General features: G+C 63.3%; 25 protein-coding genes. 15 read left to right on the top strand and 10 right to left on the bottom strand.

Annotated features, from left to right (window positions below):
* Positions 1–18 precede the first annotated feature (18 nt).
* The 10 genes from ehuA (at position 19) to NKJ01_RS23420 (ending at position 8,961) form a co-directional block, all read left to right on the top strand.
* On the top strand, positions 19–804 hold the full coding sequence (gene ehuA / locus NKJ01_RS23465; RefSeq protein WP_352606580.1) for an ectoine/hydroxyectoine ABC transporter ATP-binding protein EhuA: 786 nt from the start codon (positions 19–21) through the stop codon (positions 802–804).
* Positions 805–890: 86 nt separating this feature from the next.
* Positions 891–1,742, top strand: coding sequence for an ectoine/hydroxyectoine ABC transporter substrate-binding protein EhuB (gene ehuB, locus NKJ01_RS23460; protein ID WP_352731374.1), 852 nt, complete (start codon positions 891–893; stop codon positions 1,740–1,742).
* Positions 1,743–1,916: 174 nt separating this feature from the next.
* Complete coding sequence (gene ehuC, locus NKJ01_RS23455) at positions 1,917–2,576, top strand: ectoine/hydroxyectoine ABC transporter permease subunit EhuC (RefSeq protein WP_352731372.1); 660 nt, start codon at positions 1,917–1,919, stop codon at positions 2,574–2,576.
* Positions 2,577–2,610: 34 nt separating this feature from the next.
* Positions 2,611–3,270: an ectoine/hydroxyectoine ABC transporter permease subunit EhuD gene (gene ehuD, locus NKJ01_RS23450; protein ID WP_352731370.1), complete on the top strand. Its 660-nt coding sequence runs from the start codon at positions 2,611–2,613 to the stop codon at positions 3,268–3,270.
* A 3-nt stretch (positions 3,271–3,273) separates the two neighbouring features.
* Positions 3,274–4,053, top strand: coding sequence for an ectoine utilization protein EutA (eutA, locus tag NKJ01_RS23445; RefSeq protein ID WP_352731368.1), 780 nt, complete (start codon positions 3,274–3,276; stop codon positions 4,051–4,053).
* A 5-nt stretch (positions 4,054–4,058) separates the two neighbouring features.
* A complete protein-coding gene (eutB, locus tag NKJ01_RS23440) occupies positions 4,059–5,048 on the top strand; it encodes a hydroxyectoine utilization dehydratase EutB (RefSeq protein ID WP_352486821.1) in 990 nt (329 codons plus the stop codon).
* A complete protein-coding gene (gene eutC / locus NKJ01_RS23435) occupies positions 5,045–6,037 on the top strand; it encodes an ectoine utilization protein EutC (protein WP_023756843.1) in 993 nt (330 codons plus the stop codon). Before eutB ends, eutC begins: the two co-directional genes overlap by 4 nt.
* A 38-nt stretch (positions 6,038–6,075) precedes the next feature.
* On the top strand, positions 6,076–7,254 hold the full coding sequence (doeA, locus tag NKJ01_RS23430; RefSeq protein WP_352731366.1) for an ectoine hydrolase DoeA: 1,179 nt from the start codon (positions 6,076–6,078) through the stop codon (positions 7,252–7,254).
* A gap of 5 nt (positions 7,255–7,259) precedes the next feature.
* Positions 7,260–8,258, top strand: coding sequence for a N(2)-acetyl-L-2,4-diaminobutanoate deacetylase DoeB (doeB, locus tag NKJ01_RS23425; RefSeq protein WP_352731364.1), 999 nt, complete (start codon positions 7,260–7,262; stop codon positions 8,256–8,258).
* Between the two features lie 448 nt (positions 8,259–8,706).
* Complete coding sequence (locus NKJ01_RS23420; RefSeq protein WP_352731361.1) at positions 8,707–8,961, top strand: hypothetical protein; 255 nt, start codon at positions 8,707–8,709, stop codon at positions 8,959–8,961.
* A gap of 63 nt (positions 8,962–9,024) precedes the next feature.
* Here NKJ01_RS23420 and NKJ01_RS23415 read toward each other — a convergent pair whose 3' ends face one another.
* The 3 genes from NKJ01_RS23415 to NKJ01_RS23405 form a co-directional block, all read right to left on the bottom strand.
* Complete coding sequence (locus NKJ01_RS23415; RefSeq protein WP_352731358.1) at positions 9,025–10,143, bottom strand: DmpA family aminopeptidase; 1,119 nt, start codon at positions 10,141–10,143, stop codon at positions 9,025–9,027.
* 4 nt (positions 10,144–10,147) lie between these two features.
* Positions 10,148–11,779, bottom strand: coding sequence for an exodeoxyribonuclease VII large subunit (gene xseA, locus NKJ01_RS23410; RefSeq protein ID WP_352731356.1), 1,632 nt, complete (start codon positions 11,777–11,779; stop codon positions 10,148–10,150).
* 82 nt (positions 11,780–11,861) lie between these two features.
* Positions 11,862–12,818, bottom strand: a complete 957-nt coding sequence (locus tag NKJ01_RS23405; RefSeq protein ID WP_023756837.1) for a LysR substrate-binding domain-containing protein — start codon at positions 12,816–12,818, stop codon at positions 11,862–11,864.
* Between the two features lie 176 nt (positions 12,819–12,994).
* Here NKJ01_RS23405 and NKJ01_RS23400 point away from each other — a divergent pair, with 176 nt between their 5' ends.
* Complete coding sequence (locus NKJ01_RS23400; protein WP_352731353.1) at positions 12,995–13,285, top strand: DUF1127 domain-containing protein; 291 nt, start codon at positions 12,995–12,997, stop codon at positions 13,283–13,285.
* Between the two features lie 169 nt (positions 13,286–13,454).
* On the opposite strand, the gene NKJ01_RS23395 is transcribed toward NKJ01_RS23400, so the two are convergent.
* The 4 genes from NKJ01_RS23395 to NKJ01_RS23380 form a co-directional block, all read right to left on the bottom strand.
* Positions 13,455–14,492 (bottom strand): DUF937 domain-containing protein, encoded by a 1,038-nt coding sequence (locus tag NKJ01_RS23395; protein ID WP_352731350.1) that lies wholly within the window; start codon positions 14,490–14,492, stop codon positions 13,455–13,457.
* A gap of 100 nt (positions 14,493–14,592) precedes the next feature.
* Positions 14,593–15,966: a glutamate--cysteine ligase gene (locus NKJ01_RS23390; protein ID WP_352731348.1), complete on the bottom strand. Its 1,374-nt coding sequence runs from the start codon at positions 15,964–15,966 to the stop codon at positions 14,593–14,595.
* A gap of 244 nt (positions 15,967–16,210) precedes the next feature.
* Positions 16,211–16,945 (bottom strand): 16S rRNA (uracil(1498)-N(3))-methyltransferase, encoded by a 735-nt coding sequence (locus NKJ01_RS23385; protein ID WP_352606607.1) that lies wholly within the window; start codon positions 16,943–16,945, stop codon positions 16,211–16,213.
* Between the two features lie 31 nt (positions 16,946–16,976).
* Positions 16,977–17,624 carry a hypothetical protein gene (locus NKJ01_RS23380; RefSeq protein ID WP_352731346.1) on the bottom strand — a complete coding sequence of 216 codons (648 nt, stop codon included), beginning with the start codon at positions 17,622–17,624 and terminating at the stop codon, positions 16,977–16,979.
* Positions 17,625–17,712: 88 nt separating this feature from the next.
* Here NKJ01_RS23380 and NKJ01_RS23375 point away from each other — a divergent pair, with 88 nt between their 5' ends.
* Both NKJ01_RS23375 and NKJ01_RS23370 read left to right on the top strand, forming a co-directional pair.
* Positions 17,713–18,411: a type 1 glutamine amidotransferase gene (locus NKJ01_RS23375; protein ID WP_352731343.1), complete on the top strand. Its 699-nt coding sequence runs from the start codon at positions 17,713–17,715 to the stop codon at positions 18,409–18,411.
* 292 nt (positions 18,412–18,703) lie between these two features.
* Positions 18,704–18,835 carry a hypothetical protein gene (locus tag NKJ01_RS23370; RefSeq protein ID WP_280948931.1) on the top strand — a complete coding sequence of 44 codons (132 nt, stop codon included), beginning with the start codon at positions 18,704–18,706 and terminating at the stop codon, positions 18,833–18,835.
* 27 nt (positions 18,836–18,862) lie between these two features.
* Here NKJ01_RS23370 and NKJ01_RS23365 read toward each other — a convergent pair whose 3' ends face one another.
* The 3 genes from NKJ01_RS23365 to NKJ01_RS23355 form a co-directional block, all read right to left on the bottom strand.
* Positions 18,863–19,654 carry a metallophosphoesterase gene (locus tag NKJ01_RS23365; RefSeq protein WP_352731340.1) on the bottom strand — a complete coding sequence of 264 codons (792 nt, stop codon included), beginning with the start codon at positions 19,652–19,654 and terminating at the stop codon, positions 18,863–18,865.
* A gap of 160 nt (positions 19,655–19,814) precedes the next feature.
* Complete coding sequence (locus NKJ01_RS23360) at positions 19,815–20,951, bottom strand: alpha-hydroxy acid oxidase (protein WP_352731338.1); 1,137 nt, start codon at positions 20,949–20,951, stop codon at positions 19,815–19,817.
* A 19-nt stretch (positions 20,952–20,970) separates the two neighbouring features.
* Positions 20,971–21,774 (bottom strand): FadR/GntR family transcriptional regulator, encoded by an 804-nt coding sequence (locus tag NKJ01_RS23355; protein ID WP_352606615.1) that lies wholly within the window; start codon positions 21,772–21,774, stop codon positions 20,971–20,973.
* Positions 21,775–21,984: 210 nt separating this feature from the next.
* Between NKJ01_RS23355 and NKJ01_RS23350 the strand changes: the two genes are divergently transcribed.
* Both NKJ01_RS23350 and NKJ01_RS23345 read left to right on the top strand, forming a co-directional pair.
* Complete coding sequence (locus NKJ01_RS23350; protein ID WP_352731336.1) at positions 21,985–23,307, top strand: DUF3422 family protein; 1,323 nt, start codon at positions 21,985–21,987, stop codon at positions 23,305–23,307.
* A 290-nt stretch (positions 23,308–23,597) separates the two neighbouring features.
* On the top strand, positions 23,598–25,094 hold the full coding sequence (locus tag NKJ01_RS23345) for an FAD-linked oxidase C-terminal domain-containing protein (RefSeq protein ID WP_352731333.1): 1,497 nt from the start codon (positions 23,598–23,600) through the stop codon (positions 25,092–25,094).
* Positions 25,095–25,325 lie beyond the last annotated feature (231 nt).

Here is a 25,325-nt window from a genome sequence, read left to right as displayed (position 1 = left end):
CCAGGACGGGGAACCGCATTGCCCACGCCCATCATCAACATCGACGCCATTTCCAAAAGCTTCGGCACTTTCAAGGTGCTGGACGGCCTGTCGATGCAGGTCATGCCTGGCGAGAAGCTGGCGCTGATCGGCCCGTCAGGCTCGGGCAAGACGACGATCCTGCGCATCCTGATGACGTTGGAGCGCATCGATGGCGGTCATATCCAGATCGACGGCGAGCAGCTCTACCACGTGGAGCGCAACGGCCAGTTGCTGCCCGCCGATGAGCGGCATTTGACGAGGATGCGCCAGAAAATCGGCATGGTCTTTCAGCTGTTCAACCTGTTTCCGCACAAATGCGTCATGGACAATGTCACGTTGGCGCCGATGCTGACCAAGGGCACGCCGCGCGCCGCCGCCGAAAAGCGGGCGATGGAACTGCTCGAAATGGTCGGCATGGCCGACAAAGCCAAGAACATGCCGGCGCAGTTGTCCGGCGGACAGAAGCAACGCGTCGCGATCGCCCGGGCACTCGCGCTGTCGCCGAAGATTATGCTGTTCGACGAGGTGACGTCGGCGCTCGATCCGGAGCTGGTCGAGGAGGTGATGAACGTCATGCGCAAGCTCGCCGCCGAGACCGACATGACCATGCTGCTCGTCACCCACGAGATGGGTTTTGCCCATGATTTCGCCGACCGGGTGCTGTTCTTCGATCGCGGCAAGATTGTTGAGGAAGGCAAGCCCGACGAGATTTTCCGCAATCCCAAGCAGGAGCGTACGCAAGGCTTCCTGAAGAAGATCATCGCGGCCGGACATCGCGTCTGACCGCAATGCCAAGGGCGGCGAAGCCGTCCCTCAGGCGGCAACGCCGCCCGTACAAAAGCAGGACAAGGAACAAGGAGTTGGGAACAATGAAGAAATTTGGCATTCTGGCCGGCGTCGCCGGTCTTGCACTGACGGCGGTGCTGGCTGTGTCGACCGCCGGTTCGGCCGACGACAGCAAGCTCGAGCAACTCAAGACGCAAGGTTTTGCCCGCGTCGCTATCGCCAACGAGCCGCCCTATACGGCCGTCGCCGCCGACGGCAAGGTCTCGGGCGCGGCGCCCGATGTGGCGCGCGAGATCTTCAAGCGCCTCGGCGTCGCCGACATCGTCGCCTCGATCTCGGAGTATGGCGCCATGATCCCCGGCTTGCAGGCCGGGCGCTTCGACGTCGTCACCGCCGGCCTGTTCATGAAACCGGAGCGCTGCGCCGCCGTTGCCTATTCGGAACCGGTGCTGTGCGACGCCGAGGCGATGCTGGTGAAGAAGGGCAATCCGAAGGGTTTCAAGAGCTACGAGGATGTTGCCAAGGACGCGACCGCCACCATCGGCGCGCCCGGCGGCGGCACCGAAGAGAAGCTGGCGCTCAATGCCGGCGTGCCGCGCGAGCGTGTCATCGTCGTGCCGGATGGCCAGAGCGGCGTGAAGATGCTGCAGGATGGCCGTATCGACGTCTACTCGCTGCCTGTTCTGTCGATCAACGACCTGGTCAAGAAGGCCAATGATCCAAACCTCCAAGTCATCGCGCCGGTGCAGGGCGCGCCGGTCTATTGCGACGGCGCCGCCTTCAAGAAGGGCGACGAGGCGCTGCGCGATGCCTTCGACGTCGAACTGGCCAAGCTGAAGACATCGGGCGAGTTCGCCAAGATCATCGAGCCCTACGGTTTCTCGGCGGCGGCCGCGATGTCGACGACACGCGACAAGCTCTGCGCGGCGAAGTAGGCGCGCCTTTTTGCCCTTCTCCCCGTTTGCGGGGAGGAGGTGTCACGAAGTGACGGATGAGGGACGGCGCCTACTTCTGAGAGTTTAGCGTCGCTCCTCATCTGCCCGCCGGCCTCTTCTCCTCGTGAACGGGGGGAAGGACGCTAAGACCAAACGTAGGAAACATCGAATTTCATGACTCAGTGGTCCGGCTATTTCGGCCTGATATTGCAGGGAGCGCTTGTCACCATCGAGCTGACGCTGATGGGATCGGTGCTTGCCTTGTTCATGGCCTTTCTCGCCGGAATGGGACGGCTGTCGCGCTTCTTCATTCTGCGCGCGCTGGCCACCGCCTATATCGAATTCTTCCGCGGCACCTCGATTTTCGTGCAGTTGTTCTGGGCCTATTTCGTGCTGCCCTTCATCGGTATTTCGTTGACACCGCTACAGGCCGGCGTGCTGGCGCTTGGCCTCAATGTCGGTGCCTACGCCGCCGAAGTGGTGCGTGGCGCCATCCAGTCGATCGGCAGCGAACAGTACGAGGCCTGTACCGCGCTCAACCTTGGCCGCTGGCAAGGTATGCGTCACGTCATCCTGCCGCAGGCGCTGCTGGTGATGCTGCCGACCTTCGGCAACAACGCCATCGAATTGCTCAAGGCGACCGCCGTTGTGTCGCTGATCTCGCTTGCCGACCTGACCTTCCAGGCGCAGGTGGTACGCTCGCAGACCGGTAACACCATGGTGCCGTTCACCACCATCCTGTTCATCTATTTCATTCTGGCGCTGCTCATCTCATGGGGCATGCGCTCGCTGGAGCGCCGCATGGCGCGCGGCCTCGATGGGGTGCGCGTCTGATGGCCAATGCCCTTCTGATAAATTGGGCCTGCTGATGGAATGGGATTGGAATTTCGTCTGGCAAATCATGCCGACGCTGATCCAGGGGGTGAAGATCACCATCCTTGCGACGCTGCTCGGCTCGGTGCTGGCGGCGATCGTCGGGCTGGGCATCGCGCTGGCGCGCCGCTCGCCCAACAAGGCGTTGTCACGCACGGTCGGCTTCGTGGCCGAGTTCATTCGCGGCACGCCGTTGCTGGTGCAGCTCTATTTCATCTTCTACGTGCTGCCCGATATCGGCATCCTGCTGCCGCCGTTGGTGGCCGGCGTCATCGGGCTCGGGCTCCACTACGGCACCTACACGGCGGAAGTCTACCGCGCCGGCATCGACAATGTGCCGCGCGGCCAATGGGAGGCCGCCAAGGCGTGCAATCTGAGCGCCGGGCAAACCTGGACCCATATCATCATTCCGCAGGCCATTCCGCCGATGATCCCGGCGCTGGCCAATTATTTCATCGCCATGTTCAAGGAAACGCCGCTGCTGTCGGCGATCACCGTGCTTGAGCTGATGAACCAGGCGAAAAGCGTCGCCAACACCTATTATCGCTATATCGAGCCGATCACGCTGGTCGGCGCTTTCTTCCTCGTCATCAGTCTGTTTTCGGTGGTGCTGCTGCGCTGGCTGGAACGCCGCTACGGCAAAATCGAGAGGTAGTTCGTGAAACTCTTGCCCGAGATCAAGGTCCATCAGAAGCGGCCAGCGCTGGATGCCCGCCCGCTTGAGCGGCGCGTCGGCCTGATTATCCTGGCCACCGATCACACCAGCGAGCCGGATTTTCGCCGCATGGTGGCGAGCGAGCGGATCGGCGTCTATGTCGCGCGCATTCCCTACGCCAACCCGACGACACCGGAAAATCTGCGCAAGATGCAGCCGGTGCTGACGGCGGGCGCGGCCCTGATCCTGCCCGACGAACCGCTCGATGCGATCTGCTATTCCTGCACGTCGGCCTCGGTGGTGATCGGCGATGCCGAGATCGAGGCCGCGATCCAAGCCGCCAAACCCGGCGTACCAGTCGTCACGCCGCCCATGGCCGGCGTACGAGGGCTGCGTGCGCTGGGCGCACGCAAGATCAGCATTCTCACGCCTTACACGGTCGAGACATCCAGGCCGATGGCCGCCTATTTCGCGTCGCAAGGGTTCGACATCGCCAGCTTCACCTGTCTCGGGTTCGAGGATGATCGCGAGATGGCGCGCATTGCCCCGGCAAAGCTTGTCGATCTCGCGCGTGAGGCGACAGAAGCCAGCGCCGATGCCCTGTTCGTGTCCTGCACGGCGCTGCGCGCTGCAATCGCGGTCACGGGCATCGAAAAGGCGATTGGCCGCCCCGTAGTGACCAGCAACCAGGCGACAGCCTGGAATTGTTTGCGGCTTTGTGGAGATGACGCGCAGCGTCCTGAATTCGGCCGTCTGATGACACTGCCACTGCCGCGTGATTGATGATCATGACACGGGTAACCCTTGAGCACATTCGCGCCGCGCGTGAGCGTATTGCAGGCAAGGTCGAGCGTACCCCGACCGTGCTATCCCCGAGTCTTTCCGAACGGCTGGGCGCGCAAATTTACCTCAAGCTCGAACATCGCCAAATCACCGGCAGCTTCAAGCTGCGTGGCGCCTCCAATGCGGTCGCTTCGCTGAGCACTAATGAGAAGGCGCGGGGCGTGGTCGCGGCCTCGACCGGCAATCATGGTCGGGCGCTTGCCCATGCGGCAAAGCTCGAAGGCCTGCGCGCCGTGATCTGCATGTCGCGGCTGGTGCCGGGAAATAAGCTCGACGAAATCCGCCGGCTTGGCGCGGAGGTCCGCATCGTCGGCAACAGCCAGGACGATGCCCAGCAGGAGGTCGAGCGACTGGTCGCGCAGGAAGGGCTGGTGATGCTGCCGCCCTTCGATCATCCTTCCATCATCGCCGGGCAAGGCACGCTCGGGCTGGAGATGATCGAGCAGGTTCCGGATGCTGCTCTCGTTCTGGTCCAGCTCTCTGGCGGCGGGCTCGCCTCCGGCGTTGCCGCAGCCATCAAAGGCGTCAGCCCCGGGACAAAAATCATCGGTGTCTCGATGGCGCGTGGTGCGGCGATGAAGGCCAGTCTCGATGCCGGCCACCCGGTGCTGGTGGAAGAATTGCCAACGCTGGCGGATTCGCTCGGCGGCGGCATCGGCCTCGACAACCGGCTGACCTTCGCCATGTGCCGCGACCTGCTCGACGATGTCATCCTGCTAAGCGAGGACGAGATCGCCGCCGGCATCCGCCACGCCTATGCGCAGGAGCGCGAGATCGTCGAGGGCGCCGGCGCGGTCGGGATCGCCGCGCTGCTCGCCGGCAAGGTCGGGGCGAATGGGCCGGTGGTCGTGCTTCTCTCCGGCCGCAACATCGACATGAATGCGCACCGCAGGATCGTTTGCGAGGCGCCATCGTTGAAGGAGGATGCCATATGAGCCGGATGACGATCCTTACCGAAGCCGAATTGCGCTCGATCGTGACGCTGGATCTCGATGCGGTCGCCTGCGTCGAAAATGCCTTCCTCGCGCTCGCCACTCTGCCGGTGGCGATGCCGCCGATCCTGCGGCTCGACATTCCCGAGCATCGTGGCGAGGTCGACGTGAAGACCGCCTATGTGCCAGGCATTGACGGCTTCGCCATCAAGATCAGCCCCGGCTTCTTCGACAACCCCAAGCTTGGCCTGCCCAGCGTCAACGGCATGATGGTGCTGCTGTCGTCGAAAACCGGTTTGGTCGAAGCGCTGCTGCTCGACAATGGCTATCTCACCGATGTCCGCACGGCTGCCGCCGGCGCGGTCGCGGCCAAACATCTGTCGCGGTCGGACTCCTCAGTGGCAGCGATCTTCGGCGCCGGTGTGCAGGCGGGCTTGCAGCTCGAAGCACTCATGCTGGTGCGGCCGATCGCCGAGGCACGCATCTGGGCGCGTGATGCCGTCAAGGCTGAGACGACTGCTGGCGCATTGCGCGAAAAGCTCGGCATCGCCGTGCGCGTCGAACCCGATCCCGCAAACGCGGTTGCCGGCGCCGATATAATCGTCACCACCACGCCGTCGACCGAGCCGCTGCTCAAGGCGGGGTTTGTTTCCGCGGGCCAGCACGTCACCGCGATGGGCTCCGATGCCGAGCACAAGAACGAGATTGCGCCGGCAATCCTGCGCATGGCCGATCTCTATGTCGCCGACAGCGCCATCCAGACAAGGCGGCTGGGTGAACTGCATCATGCCATTGCGGCGGGTGTAATGGCCGCCGAGGAAGAGGTGACCGAACTCGGCCAGGTCATCGCCGGCGAACGGCATGGCCGGCGCTCGGCCAGCGACATCACCATTGCCGATCTGACCGGCACCGGGGTGCAGGACACGGCGATCGCCACGCTCGCCCGCGACCGCGCGCGGGCGGCAAATTCCGGAACCATTTTCGAAAGCTGATGCTGGCCGCGAGGCCCAACAAACGAGGACCAAGAACAATGCAGCCGAACCTGAAATTCTCGCGAGGCGAATACGCGGATCGCCTGGCCAAGACGCGGAAAGCCATGGAAGCGAAGGGCGTCGATCTCCTGATCGTCAGCGATCCCTCCAACATGGCCTGGCTGACCGGCTATGATGGCTGGTCGTTTTATGTACACCAGGCCGTCATCGTGCCGCCCTCGGGAGAGCCCGTGTGGTACGGCCGCGGCCAGGACGCCAACGGCGCCAAGCGCACCGCCTATCTCGCGCATGACAACATCGTCGGCTATGCCGATCACTATGTGCAGTCGACAGAGCGCCACCCGATGGATTTTCTGTCCAGCGTGCTTGCCGATCGCGGCTGGGGCAAGCTCACCATCGGCGTCGAGATGGACAATTACTGGTTTTCGGCCGCCGCCTTCGCATCGCTGCAGAAACATCTGCCTAACGCCCGCTTCGTCGACGCAACCGCGCTGGTCAACTGGCAGCGCGCGGTCAAGAGCCCGACCGAGATCGACTATATGCGCAAGGCTGCCCGCATCGTCGAAGCGATGCACCAGCGCATCTTCGACAAGATCGAGGTCGGCATGCGCAAATGCGATCTCGTTGCCGAGATCTATGATGCCGGCACGCGCGGCGTCGATGGTATCGGCGGGGACTATCCGGCGATCGTCCCATTGCTGCCGTCGGGCGCCGACGCTTCGGCGCCGCACCTGACCTGGGATGACAAGCCGATGCGGCGCGGCGAGGGCACCTTCTTCGAGATAGCCGGCTGCTACAACAGGTATCACTGTCCGCTGTCGCGCACCGTCTTCCTCGGCAAGCCGACGCAGGAATTCCTCGATGCCGAGAAGGCGACGCTGGAGGGCATGGAAGCGGGCCTGGCCGCAGCGAAACCCGGCAACACCTGCGAGGATATCGCCAATGGCTTCTTCGGCGTGCTGAAGAAATACGGCATCGTCAAGGACAACCGCACCGGCTACCCAATCGGTCTGTCCTATCCGCCGGACTGGGGCGAACGCACGATGAGTCTGCGTCCCGGCGACCGCACCGAGCTCAAGCCCGGCATGACCTTCCATTTCATGACCGGCCTGTGGTTGGAAACGATGGGACTGGAGATCACCGAGTCCATCCTGATCACCGAAACCGGTGTAGAGTGCCTGGCCAACGTGCCGCGCAAACTCGTGGTGAAGGATTGAACCCGATGTCGAGTCTACGCCCATCACCGATCGCGCCGACGGTGGATTTTGACCGTGACGGCGTCCAGCACGGTTTCCTGCGCCTGCCCTACAGTCGAGACGACTCGGCCTGGGGCTCGGTGATGATCCCGATCTGCGTCATCCGCAACGGCAAGGGGCCGGCGGCACTGCTGACCGGCGGCAACCATGGCGATGAGTATGAGGGGCCGCTGGCGCTTTACGACCTCGCCCGCACGCTCGATCCCAAGCATGTCAGCGGCACCGTGATCATCGTGCCGGCGATGAATTATCCGGCCTTCCGCGCCGGCACGCGTACCTCGCCGATCGACAAGGGCAATATGAACCGCAGTTTCCCCGGCCGGCCGGACGGCACGGTGACCGAGAAGATCGCCGACTATTTTCAACGTGAGTTGCTGCCTCGCGCCGACATCGTGTTCGATTTCCATTCCGGCGGCAGGACGCTGGACTTCGTGCCGTTCTGCGCCGCGCATACTTTGCCGGACAAGGCACTGGAGCAGAAAGCCTTCGAGGCGGTTGCGGCATTTTCCGCGCCGTTTTCGATGCGCATGATCGAGATTGATTCAGTCGGCATGTACGACACGGCAGCCGAAGAGATGGGCAAGGTTTTTGTCAGCACCGAACTTGGTGGCGGCGGGACCTCGCGTGCGCAAACCGTACGGATCGCGCGGCGCGGTATTCTCAATGTGCTGCGTCATGCGGGCATCGTTGCCGGAGCGGTCGAGAAAAGTCCGACGCAGTGGCTCGACATGCCGTCTGGCGATTGTTTTTCGTTCGCCGAGGAAGACGGCATGATCGAAACCATGGTCGATCTTGGCGAGCCGGTCGAAGAAGGCGCGGTGCTTGCCCGCATCCATTCCACCGGTCGCACCGGCATGGCCCCCCAGGAAATCCGGGCAAAAATGTCGGGCATGCTGGCGGCGCGGCATTTCCCCGGCCTGGTCAAGGCCGGCGACTGCGCGGCGGTCGTGGCTGTGCACGTCTGAAGCTTGAAGCTGCGGCAAGCTTGTCCATCCTTGGCTTGTTTCCGCCCCTCGGCGCGGCGGAAAGAAGCAGGATGGCGAGCGGAGTCGACATTGCATGAGGATGCCACTATATAGCGGCGGCTTCGACCCCGCGTGCCTGAGGGCAGCGACCTCGAAGCGACTGTAAATGTGTTGTGTGTTGCGCCATCTATTGTGACGAAAATCGGCTCGGAAACCGGAAAAAAGCAAATAGAAACAGTGGCGCGACGCTGGGCGTAACCCAGCCTACGGTACCGACCCTCCAGAATCAGAAAATGCTCTTGACCCCTCGATTTCCTATGGCTCTGTGGACGTTGGACGGCATCGGCTTGCCGAGTGACCGCGACTCGGCTGGAATGGGGACATGCATCCTTTGCGGGGTGCCGACGTTTATGATTGCCAACCGGCTTTGCCGCAAGGGAACAGCAGTATGAGTGAACATGCGATCGAGTTCTTGCAGGAATGGATCGGTGAGAAGGTCCACTGCCAGCCTTCCGAGGCCCGGATCGAGAAGCAGGCCGAGACACTGGCCAAGGAGTGCGCTGCCAAGGCAGCCGAAGTCGGCATACCCCTGGAGGATATCCAGGAGGAAGTCGGCGATATCAAGGAACTCATCGCCTCCAGGCTAGAGGAAGCGGCCGAGGCCGACGAGCAGCAGCAGGCGTCCAGCAAAGCCGCGGAATAGGGGGCGGACCTCATCTGAAACACGCGGGCTTGCTGGCCCGCGTTTTCGTTTCAACGATGGTTTTCAGCCAAATTTTTCTTTCAGCCACGCCTTCGGCAGCGCCGGCACGAAATTGCCGTCGCGTCCGCTCATGTCGTCATTGGCGACCAGCGCGTTGAGGATCGCTTCCTCCACGGCCTGGATCACCGCGTCGAAAAACGGATCGATGTCTGTGTCAGGGATGAACTCGGCACTGGCGATGGTGCCTGACGGTACCAGAGCCGCTGCGGGATTAGCGGTCGAGAAGGCGAGAAAAATGTCGCCGGAGCTGTGGTAGCCGAAGCCGCCGGTCATGGAGACGCCGAGCGGCACCCGGCGTGCCAGCCGCTTCATCTGGTGCGGCAGGAACGGCGCATCGGTGGCGATGACGGCTATGATCGAGCCCTTTTCGGCGCGCGGCGCCCCTTCGCGGATCGCCGGTTCGACGAGTTCCAGCCCGGCACGCAGACCACGAATGGTAAAATTGTGTCGCTTGCCGAAATTCGACTGCACGAAGGCGCCGACGGCGTAGCCATGGCCTTGCCATTCGACGACGCGCGACGCGGTCCCTGAACCTGCCTTGAAGCCGAAGGTGATCATACCGGTGCCGCCGCCGACGCTGCCTTCCTCGATCGGTCCGCTGGTCGCACCGTCAAGAGCCTGGGCGACGTGCTCAAAAGTCAAATGGTGGCCGTTGATGTCGTTGAGGAAGCCGTCATAGGTCTCCGCCGCTACCGGCAGGCCCCAGGCGCTGTCGAGCGCCGCCGGCAGCACGCTTTGCATCCAGCGCAGCGTGCCGTCGCGTGAGACACCGCAGGAATGCGTGTTGGTGATGGTGATCGGGAAGTTGAAAGCGCCGGTTTCCTCGACGATGTGCGAGCCGGTCAGTTCGCCATTGCCGTTCTGGCTGAAGATGCCGGCGAAGACCGGCGTGGCAAGATCGGCGCGCGGCCTGGGCAGGATCGCGGTCACGCCGGTGCGCACCGGACCCTGGCCGACGACGAGCGCTCCGTCGCCGGAAATCAGCGTCGCGTAACCGACCGCCACTCCGGGCACATCGGTGATCGCGTTGCACGGCCCGGGCGTCCCGTCGAAGACGATGCCAAAACTTCGCGCGCGGGGTTTGCCTGAAGGCGTTGCCAGATGGTTCGGATTGTCGGTCATGGCATCAGAACAGCGATCCCTGATTGCCTGGTACTTTGGCCCTGGCTGCTGGTTTGGCCACCGCTTTCGGTTTTGCCGTGCCGCTGGTTGCAATCGCATCGGCGGTGCCGTCCGCGAACTCAAGCGAAAGCGCCATTCCCGACGCTACCTCAGATGCTTGCTTGATCACCGCTCCGTCGGCGTCCTTCACCAAGGCGAAGCCGCGCGCCAGAACCGCCCTGTGCGACAGCGTCGCCATCAGCCTTTCGGCTTGTACGATGCGGCCGCGCAGGCGCTCCAGCCTGAGCCCCACGGCTTGCCTGCCGCGTCTTGTTAAAGCTGTCAGCAAATCCCTCTGCACGCGTTGCCGCCGCGCTGTGGGCTCGATCGTGATGCGGCCTTGCAGCAAAGCCAATTGCTGCCTGTGCCGCTGCAGCGATGCCCTGGCGCATTTCGGCAACTGGTCCGCCGCACGATTTAATTCCGCCCGCCGGGCTCTTGCCAACGCGCGTAGCGCCACTTGTGCCCGCAAAAGATTGCGCTCATTGGAGCGCCGCACCTCGGCAATGCGCTGGGACAGCATCGCCGGTGTCAGCTTTACAGCGAAGAACCGTGCCCGCTTTCGTTCGGTGGAGACCATCAGGCCGCGGCCGAGCCTAGATGTCGCATCATCGAGGCGCCGCCGCGGCAGCGCCAGCAATTGATCGGGCGAGGGGAGAGCACGGGCGGCCGCACGGGCGGCCTGCCGCTTGCGTTCGAAATTGCGCAGGACCGCAGCCTTGAGCCGCGCACCGAGGCTGGCAAGCGTGGCTTCAAGGTCCGCCTTAACCGGCACTGCAATCTCGGCCGCACCGGTCGGGGTCGGTGCCCGCACATCCGCGACGAGGTCGATCAGCGTCCAGTCGGTCTCGTGGCCGACAGCCGAAATAACCGGTATCGCGGAGGCGGCAACGGCACGGGCGAGCGCCTCGTCATTAAAGCCCCAGAGGTCTTCGAGGCTGCCGCCGCCGCGCGCCACGATCAGCAGATCGGGGCGCAGGATGGCGCCGTCCCATGCCAGCGCGTTGAAGCCGTTGACCGCCGCAGTCACTTCCGCGCCTGACGTTTCGCCCTGCACGCGCACCGGCCAGACCAGGATATGCAGCGGAAACCGGTCCTTGATACGGTGAATGATATCGCGGATGACGGACCCTGTCGGCGAGGTGACGACGCCGATGACGCGCGGCATGAACGGCAGCAACCGCTTGCGGCCGGTGTCGAACAGGCCCTCGGCCTGCAGCCGCCGTTTGCGCTCTTCCAGCAGCGCCATCAGCGCGCCCGCACCGGCCGGCTCCAGATTGTCGATGACGATCTGGTAATTGGACTTGCCGGGATAGGTGGTGAGCTTGCCGGTGGCGATCACCTCCATCCCCTCTTCGGGGCGGAACTTCAGCCGGCTCATCGTGCCCTTCCACACCACGGCGTCGAGCCGGGCGCGGTCGTCCTTCAGCGCGAAATAGGCATGACCGGAGGAATGCGGCCCGCGATAGCCCGAGATTTCGCCGCGCACACGCACATTGCCGAACACGTCCTCGACCGTGCGCTTCAGCGCGCCGGAAATCTCGCTCACCGTGTATTCGGTGGCGTTTGTGCGTGATTCGGATGATGCGTCGCTCATCGGCCGATTGGGGGACGGTTGGGCGCCCGCGTCAAGGTGGCCGCTCTCGGCCAGGCGTTCATAACCCGCATGCCTGACCCGCCTACCAGCCGGGCAGGATCTGGTTCGGCTTGCTTCGCCGCAGCTTCGTGAAGGCGAGCGCCGCGAAATCGAATGTCCCGGTGTCCTCGCTGAGCGGCACGGAAATATTGTCGAGGCTTTCCGAAATATGGCGGGCGAGCGCGTCGACGATCTCGGGTCGCGACGTCTGGCCGCGCATGATGCCGATGCGGCAATCGGGCAGGGCGCCGAAGCCGTCGGCCTCACCCAGTACTCGCATGCCGGGCCGCAGCGCGCATTCCGGCAGCACCGAGATTGCCAGGCCTGAAAGCACCGCGGCGGTGATGACGGTGGCCGAGAAGCTGGTGAACAGGATGCGATAATCGCGGTTCTGCTGGTCGAGCACATCGACTGCAGCGCGCCGCCAGATGCAGTTCGGCCGGCCAAAGGCCATCGGCAGCGTCTCCTGTTCATGCGTTGCATGGTTGGCCGAGGTGACCCACAGCAGCGGTTCGCGCCGCACCACCTCCGACTGGCCGCGAACGTCGTTGTGCGTCACCAGCGCCAGGTCGAGATTGCCGCGCTTGATATGCTCGACAAGCCCCGGTGTCGGCTCGCAGATGACAGTCAGTTCGACGCGCGGATTGGAGCGCGTGAACCGCGCCATGATTTCCGGAAGGAAACGGTCGGCATAATCGTCCGGCGTGCCGATGCGGATCGTGCCTTCGAGCCGCCGATCATCAAAAGCGGCGAGCGTCTCGCGGTTGAGATAGAGCAGCCGGCGCGCGTAGGACAGCAGCTTGTCGCCTTCCTCGGTCAGTCTGTTGGTGCGCCCGTCTTTCTCGAACAGCGGCTTGCCGATCCGCTCTTCCAGCCGGCGCATCTGCATCGACACCGCCGACTGCGTCCGGTGCACCTCTTCGGCCGCTCTGGTGAAGCTGCCGGTGTCGGCAATCGAGATGAAGGTCTGCAACTGATCGAGATCGAGAGGCGATTTCATCGACATGATCCATCACTAGTGTTGATGCCTAAGATTAGAAACATTCGTTGGATTAATCAATCGCATCATGTCAAATTCGCATTGTCCACATGAAAGCATGTGAATTGGGACCGGAACCGCCGCTGTTGTCAGCGCCGATTGCTGGCCTTGCTCGTTCGAGTCTGAAGGAGACCGACATGACCACGTTTGATTTCGCCACCGAGACCTCGCGCGTCACCTCGCGTCCGGCCGTTGTGACGCGCGTGGCAAACACCATTTCCAACGTCTACCGCGCCTGGAAAAACCGCCGCGCCTTCTACCGCCTGGGCGAGATGTCGGATGCCGAACTCGCCGATATCGGCCTGACGCGCGCCGACCTGCATGTCGCCATCGACGTGCCATTTGGCCGCGACCCGACGGCGATGTTGCGCGAAATCGCCAGCGATCGCATCGAGACGATCGAGGATTTCGCCCGCGAGGTCGCTTGATCGGCTGCTTGTTGTTCAGGTTGCTTTGAACCTTTCAGAGGTTCGGCGCGACTGAAAAGTATGCAGGCCCCACTCCCTGCCGGATCCCCGCCGGCCCGCCTGCACTCTGCCCGGTCCTCCCAGGACCGGGCTTTTCTTTTCTTGGTTTGGGATGGCGCTTGTTGTCGACCTACCGCCGGTCCATGTCCCGCTTGAACTGGTCGAAGATCGTTTCCACGCCCTTCTGGTAGTCGTCACGCTGCTGGGCGCCGGTTTCGAACATCTTGCCGAACAGGTCGTCGAAGGGATTCCTTGGCCTGCCGCTCGGATTGGTCTGTGGCCGAGATGCCTGACGTTGCTGTGGGGGCGCTTGAGGCTGTTGCGGCGCCGGCTGGCCGCCCGGGACGCCGAAGCCGCCACCGCCGCCTTGCCGCAACATCTCCTCGAAGATCTTTCCCAACGGATTATCGCCATAGGGGCTCTGCTTCTGCTGTGGCTGCGCCCGGCCTTGCGACTGCGGCTGAGGCGTACCGCCGCCGAACATGTCCTGCAGCACCTTGCCAAGCGGGTTGTCGCCATAGGGATTGGGTGCCGGCTGCGGCTGGCTTTGCGGTTGGGGCGTTCCGCCCCCGAACATGTCCTGCAAGACCTTGCCGAGCGGGTTGTCCATCGGGTTCTGGGGCTGCGGCGTCTGACGTGGCTGCGGCGCCGGGGCCTGCATGCCACCACCTTGCCGCATCATCTGCTCGATGATCTCGCCGAGCGGATTGTTGCCGCCACCGCCAAAGCCGCCGGCGGCTTGCATCTGGTTTGTCGTTTGCTTGAACAGCCCGCCCATGACCATCGAGGCGATTGCCGGCAGCATCTGCTGCAGGATCTGCTGACTGACGCCGCTCGCTTGGGCTGCCTGGCTGGCGACGGCGCGCGACAGATCCTTCGAGCCGAACAAATGTCCGAGAATGCCATTGCCTTCATCCACGCCCTCCGGCGAGAAGGCCTTGGTTGCGTCCTCGAAATACTTGGCGTGCTGGCCGCTGGCCATCGCCGTCATGAAAGCCCCGAGCCCATAGGGGTCGGCGGTGTTGCGTTGCAGCCCCTGCGAAAAGGCCGGCAGCAATGCGGCAACCGCCGCTTGCGTCTGCTGGATCGAAAGTCCGTATTGCTGGGCAAGGGCCTGCATGCCGTTGCCGTTCTGGGCCTGCGTCAGCATGTCGAACAAGGTAGGCATCGGCGTCTCCTCCGGAAATCCTCGCCGAAGAAGCCTAGTTTGTTTCGACTTCCGATTGAAGCGACTTTTGCCGATCGATCGGCTGCGTCAAATCCGAGGCCTAATAGGCGTATTCCATGAAAACCGGCTCGATAGAGCCGCCCCAGCGCGTGTGATAGGCTGACAGCATCTCCTCGGCACTGGTTGTGCCGCGGGCGACGACCTCGTCCAAAGTGTTGAGGAAGGAGGTCTCGTCATAGCCGTCGCGGTTCTTCTTGCCGCGGTTCTTCAGCCCCATGCGCGAGATGACCAGCACGTCGCGCGCGATTTCCCGCAGCGTGGTGTTGCGGAACGGCGCGGAAATGCCTTGTTCCGGCACCGCGTTTCGCATCGCCAGGGTTTCTTCATACGTCCAGCTCGAGGTCAGCGTCTCGGCGGCGTCCAACGCTGCCTCATCGTAGAGCAGCCCAACCCAGAAGGCCGGCAGCGCGCAGATGCGCCGCCATGGCCCGCCGTCGGCCCCGCGCATCTCGAGGAAGCGCTTCAGCCGCACGTCCGGGAACAGCGTCGACAGATGGTTCGCCCAGTCGCCCATTGTCGGCAGCCCGTCCGGCACTTCGTTGCGCGCGGCCCCAGCCATGAACTGGCGGAAGGTGATGTGCGTCATGTCGTGATAGCGGTCGTCGCGGATGACGAAATACATCGGCACGTCGAGCGCCCATTCGACATAGTCGGCGAAACCGAAATCGGGCGAGAAGCAGAATTCGAGCAGGCCCGAGCGCCGGTTGTCGGTGTCGCGCCAGATGTCGCCGCGCCAGCTTTGCAAGCCATTCGGATGACTTTCGGTGAAAGGCGAGTTGGCGAACAATGCCGTCGACAGCGGCTGCAGCTTCAGCGACACCTGCATCTTGCGGCGCATGTCTGCCTCGCTCTCGAAGTCGAGATTCACCTGGATCGTGCAGGTGCGGTACATCATGTCGAGGCCCTTGGTGCCGACCTTGGGCATGTAGCGCGTCATGATCTCGTAGCGCGATTTCGGCATTTTCGGCGTCTCGGCCAGCGACCATTTCGGGCTGCCGCCGAGGCCAAGAAAGCGGATGCCCATCGGCTCGGCGATCTCGCGCACCTGCGCCAGATGGGCATTGCCCTCGCGGCAGGTCTGATGGATCGTCTCCAGCGGCGCGCCGGACAGCTCGAACTGGCCGCCGGGTTCCAGCGAAATCGCACCCTGGCCGGTCGGTTCGACAAGGCCGATGATGCGGCCGTCATCGATGATCGGATCCCAGCCGAGTTTTGACTGCATGCCTTCGAGGATGGCGCGGATGCCGCGCTCGCCGCCATAAGGCACAGGCGCGTTGCCGTCGACATAGAAGGGGAATTTCTCGTGCTCGGTGCCGATGCGCCACTTGTCGCGCGGCTTGTTGCCTTCGGCCAGATGCTCGACGAGTTCGTCGACACCTTCGATCGGGCGGAAATCGGTTGTATCGCGCGCCATTTGTAAGCCCTCAGCACATGACCGCGAAAATCTGCTTTCGATTTTCGGAAGGATCATGAACCCAATGAAATGCTACAGCGTCCTTTGTGTGTCCGAAAGGACGCGTGGCGCTATAGGACGATCGGACGATCGCCGGCGCTAAATGGACGAAATGTCAGCAGACGAGCAAGCGAAAAATCCTGAGCCACAGGTGAACAGGAATTGAACGGTGCCGCACTCTCCGTCCCTTGCGAGAGATGACGTCTCACCAGTCTCCAACCGTCGCCTGCATCACCGCGAGCGCGGCCACCGCGGCCGTATCGGCGCGCAGGATGCGCGGTCCGAGTGGAATGGCGGTGACGAAGGGCAGGGCGCGCAGCATCTTGCGCTCGTCGTCGGAAAAACCGCCCTCCGGCCCGACCAGCAGGCCAAGCTTCTTTTCCTTGACCGCCTGCAGCGCGGGCAGCGGATTGTGCGACGAGGCATCCTCGTCGCAGAAGATCAGCCGCCGTTCCTTGTCCCAACCGGTCAGCAAACGCTCGAATTTTTCCGCTTCGCGCACCTCCGGCACCGCCAGGATGCCGCATTGTTCGGAAGCTTCGACGACATTGGCACGCAGTCGATCGATCGACGGCTTTGCGACCTGCGTGTGCTGGGTGATGACTGGTTGCAGGACGCCGGCGCCCATCTCGACCGCCTTTTGTACGAGATAGTCGAGGCGGCCCTGCTTTAGCGGCGCAAAGCAGTAGACGAGGTCGGGCAGCGGCGGCTGCGGCCGTTGCAGCACGGACACTTTCAGCCGCACCGCCCTTTTTGTCTTCGCCGCAATGGCCGCCGACCATTCGCCGTCGCGGCCGTTGAATACCAGGATTTCGGCACCTTCGCCGAGCCGCAGCACGTGCAGGAGATAATGGCTTTGCTGTTGACCGGCCTCAAATTCGATGTCCGGCCGCAGATCGTCGGGCACGAAGAGACGTTGCATCTTGTAGTTGGCGCGCATTGGCGAGGAATGAGCGAGCCGGCCGCTGGCGTCAAGCCTCTGCCGACGGATGCCACACGGGTCGAAAGCCTTGCCGCAGCACGGCCAGCGTCGTGGCCGGTGTCAGCAGCGAGAGTGTCTTGCCTTCGAGCAGGGCGAAATCGGCGGGTGGGCCATATCCGCCAAAAGACCAACGCAGTACCTTGCCGCCGCGCAAGGCATAAGCGTCGCCGCCATCCGCGACCAGGACACCGTCCGGCAGGCCGGCAAGCTCGTCAAAGGCCACCGTCGCCGGCTTGCCGCCGGACGCCAGCCGCTCCTTGTGCAGCCGCTTGTCGACTTGCGGCGCGCGCGGCTCGGCAATGCCGAAAGCTTCGCCGAAGCGACCGACGAAATCCTTGGCCCGTTCGCGCTGGCAAAAGAAGCAGGGGCGATGCCCGGCCGCCAATGCCGTCACCTCGTCGAGGAAGAACAGCTCGGTCCACCCCGCTCTACCGCCCTCCCGGTTGCGGCCCATCGGCTCGCGCCGCACATTGCGGAATTGGCAGACGCAGATGATCCAGGCCTGAAGCGCCCAGCGCTTCTTCAACAGCGTCTTCGTCTCGGGATCGTGGATGATGCCGCGATTGCCGGTGAACAGTCCGCGCTCGGGTACGGCGTGGATGACACCGAACGGATCGACCCGGTTCTGCAGCGGCATAGTTTTCTCCCGCAATACCCATCTTGGCTGCAATACAGACGGCATGATATCGCTCGTCGCATCTTTTTCATGTCAGCAGGGTTTTGCGATGCGGGTGCTGGTGGTCCAGAACTACGACAATACCGGCCTTGGTCAGGTTGGCGCCGCGCTTGCGGAGGCGGGAGCCGATCTCGATCTGCGTCTCCCCTACAAGGGCGACACCCTTCCGGACGACGCGACCGGGCATGATGCCATGGTGGTCCTCGGCGGTGGCCAGAATGCGCTGGCCGACGATGAGTACCCCTATTTCCCGGCACTGCTCCAACTGACTCGCGATTTCGCCGACAAGGATCGCGCCGTGCTCGGCATCTGCCTCGGCGGCCAGCTCGTTGCTCGTGCCTTCGGCGGCGAGAACCGCATCGGCGTCGCCAACGAGTTCGGCTGGCGCGGCGTGTCGCTGACGCTGGATGCCAAGGCCGATCCGGTATTGGGCGCGCTGCCGGAACAATTCCCGATCTTCCAGTGGCATGACGATACCTTCGTGCTGCCGGAGAACGCCGTGCGGCTAGCCGGCAACGATATCGCCGAAAACCAGGCGTTTCGCGTCGGCCGCGCGGTCTACGGCTTCCAGTTCCATTTCGAGGCCGACCGCCCCATGGTCAAGGACTGGAGCACGTCCTTTGCCCCGATCATCGCCGCGCGCCACCCGGATTGGGCCGGCACGCTCGACGGCGAAATGGCCCGCAACGGGCCCGACGCGGACGCTGCCGGCCTCGCCATCGCCCGTGCCTGGGTGGCGACGATCTGAGCATCCGTCCCTCAGGGCCTCGCCGCGTGACATAATTGGCACGCGGTGGCGAAACCGTTGGGGAAAACCGCTTTCATCCTTGGCTTGTGTCCGCCCGCTATCCTAGAAGGCGCGCGCTCCGCATCTTTTGTGCAACCGCGATGAACTTTGGTGTGACCCGCGCGACACACCATCGATACAGAACATGCCTAGAAGCGCAAAATCGTCGAAACTTTGAAACGAATTCTCCGTTTCAACGCATTGGTAACCGCCTCGTGCACAGATGCAGAAAGCTCAACAAGAGATGACCTCCGTGAAAGCAGCGCTTCTGTCCTTTGCCATGTTGTCCGCCATCGTGCTTTGCGGTCTGGGTATCTATGCCGCGGACGCGGCCAACAACCACAACGCCGTCGACGGCTACGGCGTGACCGCCTCGCTGCACTAAAGCCGAGCGTCCTCGGCCACGCAGCGGTCAAGCTTCCCCTATTTTCCCAGGTTTCTTGATCGTCATCGTCAGGATGCGTTTGTCCGAGCCGTCGACGACGAGCGCGGTCAGCATGCCTGATTGCCAGGCAAGCGTGTCGACATTGACGCGGTTGGCCATCACTTCCGCCTCCGGTACCGGCGTGTGGCCGTGCACCACGATCTTCGGATAGAGGCCGGTGTGATCGTGGAAGACGTCGCGGATCCAGATCAGATCCTGCGGGTTTTGCCTTTCCAGGGGGATGCCGGGCCGGACGCCGGCATGGCAGAAGAAGAAATCGCCTAGCGTCACTGAAAACGGCAGCGACCGCAGGAAGTCGACGTGGCTTTGCGGCACGGCCTCGACCAGAGCCTGATGTCCTTTGCGCACGGCCGCCTCGGCCTTGCCGAACCACGCGCTGGCGCTATCGCTGATCGCCACGCCGTAGGACTGCGCCGTCTGGATGCCGCCAAACCGGATGAAAAGTCCGTCCGGGTCGGGCCTATTGAGAAAATCGAGAAAGCCGATGTCGTGATTGCCGGCCAGCATCAGATGGCGCGGGTCGCGCTCCCGCGCTTCGATCAGGAAGTCGATGACACCCTTTGAATCCGGACCGCGATCGACATAGTCGCCAAGATGGATGACACGCCAGTCGGCGGGCGCCTGCGTCTCGATCTCGGTCTTGATGCGCTGATGCATGGCAGCCAGCAGGTCGAGCCGGCCATGCACGTCGCCAATTGAATAAACACGCACCCCCTCCGGCCCATGCGCGTCGAGAAAGTGGATACCGGTTTCCGCCAATTTCTCATTGTCTCCGTGATCAGCTGTCACGGAACTCTAGAGCAGTTCCAGGAAAATTGTGAAACGCTTTTCCCGGAAAAAGCGCATAGCGATTTCACTTGGGAACAGCGACAAAACAAAGAGATAGAGCGTTTCTGCGTTTCGTGAAACGACGCCAGCTCTATCGCTGGAGCTGGTCTTTGCCCATGTCGGTGACCAGACGCTTTCCGCACAGCGCCAGCGTGATGTCCATCTCCTTGCGGATGATTTCCAACGCCTTGGTAACCCCTCCCTTGCCGAGCGCACCCAGGCCGTAAAGAAATGGCCGGCCGATATAGGTGCCCTTGGCGCCGAGACAGAGTGCCTTCAGCACATCCTGGCCGGAGCGGATGCCGCCATCCATATGCACCTCGATCGTGTCGCCGACCGCATCTGCGATCTCTTCCAGCACGCCGATCGATGAGGATGCGCCATCGAGCTGGCGTCCGCCATGGTTGGAAACGATGATCGCGTCGGCACCGGTCTTGGCCGCCATCAGCGCGTCTTCCTTGTCGAGAATGCCTTTGAGGATCAGCTTGCCGCCCCAGCGTTCCTTGATCCAGGCGACGTCCTTCCACGACAGATGCGGATCGAACTGCTCCGCCGTCCACGATGCCAGCGAGGACATGTTGCCGACGCCCTTGGCGTGGCCGACAATGTTGCGGAAGGTCCGCCGCTTGGTGCCGGCCATGGCGGCACACCAGCGCGGCCGGATGGCCATGTCGACGATGTTCGTCAGCGTCAGCTTGGGCGGCGCCGAAAGCCCGTTGCGGATGTCCTTGTGGCGCTGGCCGAGAATCTGCAGGTCGAGCGTCAGCACCAGCGCCGAGCATTTCGCCGCCTTCGCCCTGTCGATCAGGTTGAGCACGAAATCCTTGTCGCGCAGCACATAGAGCTGGAACCAGAACGGTTTGGTGGTTACGGAGGCAACATCTTCGATCGAGCAGATGCTCATCGTCGACAGGGTGAACGGCACGCCGAATTCCTCCGCCGCCTGCGCCGCCAGCATCTCGCCATTGGCGTGCTGCATACCGGTCATGCCGGTTGGCGCCAAAGCCACCGGCATCGAAACCTTTTCGCCGATCATTGTCGATGCCAGCGAACGGTTGTCCATGTCGACAAGAACGCGTTGGCGAAACTTGATCTTCTGGAAGTCCTCTTCGTTGGCGCGATACGTGCTTTCGGTCCACGAACCGGAATCGGCATAGTCGAAGAACATCTTCGGCACGCGCCGGCGCGCTAGGTCCTTGAGGTCGGCGATGGTCAGGATGTGGCTCATGGGCTTCCCGTTTCGACAGTTAGGAGCGTTTGCGCGCAGGTTCGGTGTCGGTGGTGATGACACGCTGTTTCAGCCGCAGCCGTGAGACGCGCTGCCAGTCGCCGCTGCGCTCGGCCTCCGCCATTGACCGTTCGACATAGGTGATGTGGTCCATCGCCGCTTGCCGGGCAGCGGCCGGGTCGCCGGCCTTCACCGCCGCATGGATCGCCCGGTGCTGCGCAAGCAGCGCCTCGCGCGCGCCAGGCACGCTGAACACCAGGAGCCGGTTCTGGAACACACCTTCCGACAACAGCCGGTAGCAGGATCGCAGCGTGTGCAAAAGGATGATGTTGTGCGCGCATTCGCAGATCGCGTGGTGGAACTCGACGTCGATGTCAGCCTCGTGGTCGAAGTCGCCGGTCCTGTGCGCGTCGTCCATGCGTGCCATGATCTTGTCGAGCAGGGCTATGTCGTCTGGAGTGGCGCGCCGCGCCGCGTATTCGGCCGCCACCGCTTCGATCTCACGGCGGTATTCCAGATAGTCGATCACAGCCTTGCGGTGCATCGAGATCAGGTCCGTCACCGGCTTGGTGAACAGCTGGCCGATGACATCGGCGACATGCGTGCCGCCGCCGGGCCTTGTCGTCAAAAGGCCGCGCCCTTCCAGCGCCTTCAGTGCATCGCGCAGGATCGGCCGCGACACGTCGAACTGGCGTGCGAGCTCGCGCTCGCCCGGCAACCGGTCGCCGGTGCGCAGCACGCCTTCGAGGATGAGGCTCTCGATCTGCTGCACCACCTCGTCGGCGGTGCGCGAATGCTCGATCCTGGAAAAAATGTCGCTCAACTCGATGCCTGGAAGGTGACCCGCTGTCGCGCAGGATAAAGCCTGCGTCGCCAACTGGTCAAATTATTTATCCAATTGGCCGAAGCATGTCGATTTTGCCGCCGGGCACCATGTCATCTTCGGCTAAACTTTGTTGTTTGCGTCACCGGGCTATTGGCTCTAGAGGGACGCGAGTGCAAGAGGGTTCAAAGAAACCCCGGGGAACACGCCGTGTCAGACGACCCGTCCAATCTCGAGTTCCAGCCGCGCGCCAAAGGCAGCGTCATGGGGTTTCCCGCGCATGAGGGCCGGCCCGGCGCGCTCGGCGAGGTCCATGCCCGGCCGCATCCGTTGATCGAGAAGCCGCGCGTGCTGGTGCAGCTCGCCTTCATGACCGAGGGCGGTTCCGGCGTCGACCACGCGGTGCTTTCGGAACTGTCGCGACGTCTCGGCATCGCTGCACCCGACCGGCAGGCCCGCCATCATGCCATGAAGTGGGGCAAGGGTTCGCTGCGCTGGGAGCGGCACACCGAATTCTCGACCTATCTGTGGGAAGGGCCGCTCTCCGAAAGCGGCAGGACGCCGGAAGATTCGCCATTCGGCAACGGGTTTTCGCCGCCGGGAACCGTCATTTCGGGTATTCGGCTCGAAATCCGCAAGTGGACGCAGGTCAGCGAAAGGCTGATCGCAGGCTTTGATCCCACCAGCCTGTGCTACTCGCTGGTCGAGCGCGGCAACGCCGCCATCGTCACCGATTTCCGCCAGGATGGCGACGGCATGACCCGCATGCTGGTGCTCGACCGCGGCCTGACCCCGGCGCGCACCGGCGCACTGTCGCAGCGGCTGATCGACGTCGAAACCTATCGCACGCTGGCCATGCTCGGCCTGCCGTTGGCGCTGAACCTGTCCGGCCGCGCCCGCCGCATCGAGGACCGGCTGGCGCAGACCACGCTGGAGATGAAGGTCGCTCAGACTCGTGACAGCCAGACCTTGCTGGCCGATCTCACCGAACTCGCCGCGGAACTGGAAGCCGACGCCGCGTCGAGCCTTTACCGTTTCGGCGCCAGCCGCGCCTATGACGGCATCGTCGTCGAGCGGCTGGAAGCGCTCGAGGAAGAGGCAGTGCCCGGCTACGACACCTGGGGCGGGTTCCTGCAGCGCCGCGTCGCACCGGCCATGCGCACCTGCCGTTCGGTTGAGGAGCGGCAAGCCAATCTATCGCGAAAACTGACCCGCGCCACGACGCTGCTGCGCACCTGGGTCGATGTCGAGGTCGAGAAGCAGAACCGCGACCTGCTCGCCTCGATGAACAACCGTGCCCGCTTGCAACTGCGCCTGCAGCAGACCGTCGAAGGGCTCTCGGTCGCCGCCGTCTCCTATTACGTGGTCGGCCTCATCGGTTATGTCGCCAAGGGCGCCTCGATCTTCGGCCATGCCTTCGCGCCGGAGGTTATCACGGCTGCTTCGGTGCCCGTCGCCATCCTGCTGGTCTGGTGGGGCGTGCGCCGTGTGCGCCGAATGCACTCCGAGCCCGGCAAGCTGGCGGGGGAGTAGCACCTTCACCCTCCCCCTTGTGGCCCCTTGTGGGGAGGGTCGGTGAGCAGGTTGAGCGAAGCGAAACCTGCGAAACGGGGTGGGGGTGCTCATAGGGTGCTGGCCTTGCACCCCACCCCGCTCACTTCGTTCGCGACCCTCCCCACAAGGGGGAGGGTGAGACAGCGGCAGATTGCCGCTGCGGAAGCCTGTCTCGTCGGTGAGGCTGGACTTCGCACCAAGGCAGGATTTGCAACCAACGCGCTTCATTGGTAAAAGATTTTGACCAGTCAAGCGAAACGAGGCTGTTGATGTCCGGCCTGGCCATGCCGAAACCAGACGACGCCACGATGCGCCGGCGCGACGAGGTCGTCGCCGACATGCGCATTATCGTCCCGGGCGAGGGCGTCGTCGACGCCGCAAATTCCATGCGTGCTTTCGAGAGCGATGGCCTGACAGCCTATCGGCAACTGCCATTGGTTGTCGTTTTGCCGCAAACGGTGGCGCAGGTTTCCCGCGTGCTGAAATATTGCAACGACCGCAACATCCGCGTCGTGCCGCGCGGCTCCGGCACCTCGCTGTCGGGCGGCGCGCTGCCGCTGGAAGATGCGGTGCTGCTGGTCATGAGCCGTTTCAACCGCATCCTTGCGATCGATTTTCCCAATCGTGTCGTCATCGCCCAGCCGGGCGTCACCAATCTCGGCATCACCACCGCCGTCGAGCAGGAGGGCTTTTATTACGCCCCCGATCCATCCTCCCAGATCGCCTGCTCGATCGGCGGCAACGTCGCCGAAAATTCCGGCGGTGTGCACTGCCTGAAATATGGCCTCACCGCCAACAATGTGCTCGGCATCGAGATGGTGCTGATGAATGGCGAGGTGGTGCGGCTGGGCGGCAGTCACCTCGATGCGGAAGGCTACGACCTGCTTGGCATCATGACCGGCTCGGAAGGGCTTCTCGGGGTCGTCACCGAGGTCACCGTGCGCATCCTCAAGAAGCCGGAGACGGCGCGCGCTTTGCTGATTGGTTTCCCGACCAGCGAGCAGGGCGGCCAGTGCGTCGCCGACATCATCGGCGCCGGCATCATTCCAGGCGGCATGGAGATGATGGACCGACCGGCGATTCACGCGGCCGAGGATTTCGTCCACGCCGGCTACCCCCTCGATGTCGAGGCGCTGCTGATCGTCGAGCTCGACGGACCGGGCGTCGAGGTCGATCATCTCATAGGCCTTGTCGAGGCCATCGCCTACAAGAACGGCTCGACCACCTGCCGCATCTCGCAATCCGAGCAGGAGCGGCTGAGCTTCTGGGCCGGCCGCAAGGCGGCTTTCCCGGCGGTCGGCCGCATCTCGCCCGATTATTACTGCATGGACGGCACCATCCCGCGCAAGGAACTGCCGCGCGTGCTCGCCGGCATGCGCGAACTGTCGGAGAGATACGGTCTCGGCGTCGCCAATGTGTTTCATGCCGGCGACGGCAATCTGCATCCGCTGATCCTCTACGATGCCAATGTGCCGGGCGAACTCGACAAGGCGGAAAGCTTCGGTGCCGACATATTGCGGCTCTGCGTCAAGGTCGGCGGCGTCTTGACCGGCGAACACGGGGTAGGGGTGGAAAAACGCGACCTGATGCCGGAAATGTTCACCCAGGTCGACCTCGACCAGCAGATGCGTGTCAAATGCGCCTTCGATCCCAACCATCTGCTCAACCCCGGCAAGGTCTTCCCGCAGCTCCGCCGCTGCGCCGAACTCGGCCGCATGCACATTTCCGGCGGCAAGCTGCCGTTCCCGGACATTCCGAGGTTTTGAGGGACATGTCGGCACTTGAACACCCCCCTCTGTCCTGCCGGACATCTCCCCCGCAAGGGGGGAGATCGGCAGCTTCGACGTCTCGCTCTTCCGCCTCGGTTGGGGATTGGCGAAAGCAAAGCCGTCAGCAAATCTCCCCCCTTGAGGGCAGGGCTATCGCATATGAGTAAAGAGGCTAAGCAGGTTTTGATCGGCCCATCGTGCCTTGAGTCGTTTGTGGCTGAGCGGGAT

Source organism: Mesorhizobium sp. M0276, from assembly GCF_040321755.1.
Classification (GTDB): domain Bacteria; phylum Pseudomonadota; class Alphaproteobacteria; order Rhizobiales; family Rhizobiaceae; genus Mesorhizobium.
Note: the sequence above shows the minus strand (reverse complement) of the source record. Positions and strands in the feature narration are given on the sequence as shown.

Excerpts from the sequence above, each read along its gene's own strand:
- ehuB (WP_352731374.1), top strand. The coding sequence starts at position 891 with ATGAAGAAATTTGGCATTCTGGCCGGCGTCGCCGGTCTTGCACTGACG.
- ehuC (WP_352731372.1), top strand. The coding sequence starts at position 1,917 with ATGACTCAGTGGTCCGGCTATTTCGGCCTGATATTGCAGGGAGCGCTT.
- ehuD (WP_352731370.1), top strand. The coding sequence starts at position 2,611 with ATGGAATGGGATTGGAATTTCGTCTGGCAAATCATGCCGACGCTGATC.
- eutB (WP_352486821.1), top strand. The coding sequence starts at position 4,059 with ATGACACGGGTAACCCTTGAGCACATTCGCGCCGCGCGTGAGCGTATT.
- eutC (WP_023756843.1), top strand. The coding sequence starts at position 5,045 with ATGAGCCGGATGACGATCCTTACCGAAGCCGAATTGCGCTCGATCGTG.
- doeA (WP_352731366.1), top strand. The coding sequence starts at position 6,076 with ATGCAGCCGAACCTGAAATTCTCGCGAGGCGAATACGCGGATCGCCTG.
- doeB (WP_352731364.1), top strand. The coding sequence starts at position 7,260 with ATGTCGAGTCTACGCCCATCACCGATCGCGCCGACGGTGGATTTTGAC.
- NKJ01_RS23420 (WP_352731361.1), top strand. The coding sequence starts at position 8,707 with ATGAGTGAACATGCGATCGAGTTCTTGCAGGAATGGATCGGTGAGAAG.
- NKJ01_RS23415 (WP_352731358.1), bottom strand. The coding sequence starts at position 10,143 with ATGACCGACAATCCGAACCATCTGGCAACGCCTTCAGGCAAACCCCGC.
- xseA (WP_352731356.1), bottom strand. The coding sequence starts at position 11,779 with ATGAGCGACGCATCATCCGAATCACGCACAAACGCCACCGAATACACG.
- NKJ01_RS23405 (WP_023756837.1), bottom strand. The coding sequence starts at position 12,818 with ATGAAATCGCCTCTCGATCTCGATCAGTTGCAGACCTTCATCTCGATT.
- NKJ01_RS23400 (WP_352731353.1), top strand. The coding sequence starts at position 12,995 with ATGACCACGTTTGATTTCGCCACCGAGACCTCGCGCGTCACCTCGCGT.
- NKJ01_RS23395 (WP_352731350.1), bottom strand. The coding sequence starts at position 14,492 with ATGCCTACCTTGTTCGACATGCTGACGCAGGCCCAGAACGGCAACGGC.
- NKJ01_RS23390 (WP_352731348.1), bottom strand. The coding sequence starts at position 15,966 with ATGGCGCGCGATACAACCGATTTCCGCCCGATCGAAGGTGTCGACGAA.
- NKJ01_RS23385 (WP_352606607.1), bottom strand. The coding sequence starts at position 16,945 with ATGCGCGCCAACTACAAGATGCAACGTCTCTTCGTGCCCGACGATCTG.
- NKJ01_RS23380 (WP_352731346.1), bottom strand. The coding sequence starts at position 17,624 with ATGCCGCTGCAGAACCGGGTCGATCCGTTCGGTGTCATCCACGCCGTA.
- NKJ01_RS23375 (WP_352731343.1), top strand. The coding sequence starts at position 17,713 with ATGCGGGTGCTGGTGGTCCAGAACTACGACAATACCGGCCTTGGTCAG.
- NKJ01_RS23360 (WP_352731338.1), bottom strand. The coding sequence starts at position 20,951 with ATGAGCCACATCCTGACCATCGCCGACCTCAAGGACCTAGCGCGCCGG.
- NKJ01_RS23345 (WP_352731333.1), top strand. The coding sequence starts at position 23,598 with ATGTCCGGCCTGGCCATGCCGAAACCAGACGACGCCACGATGCGCCGG.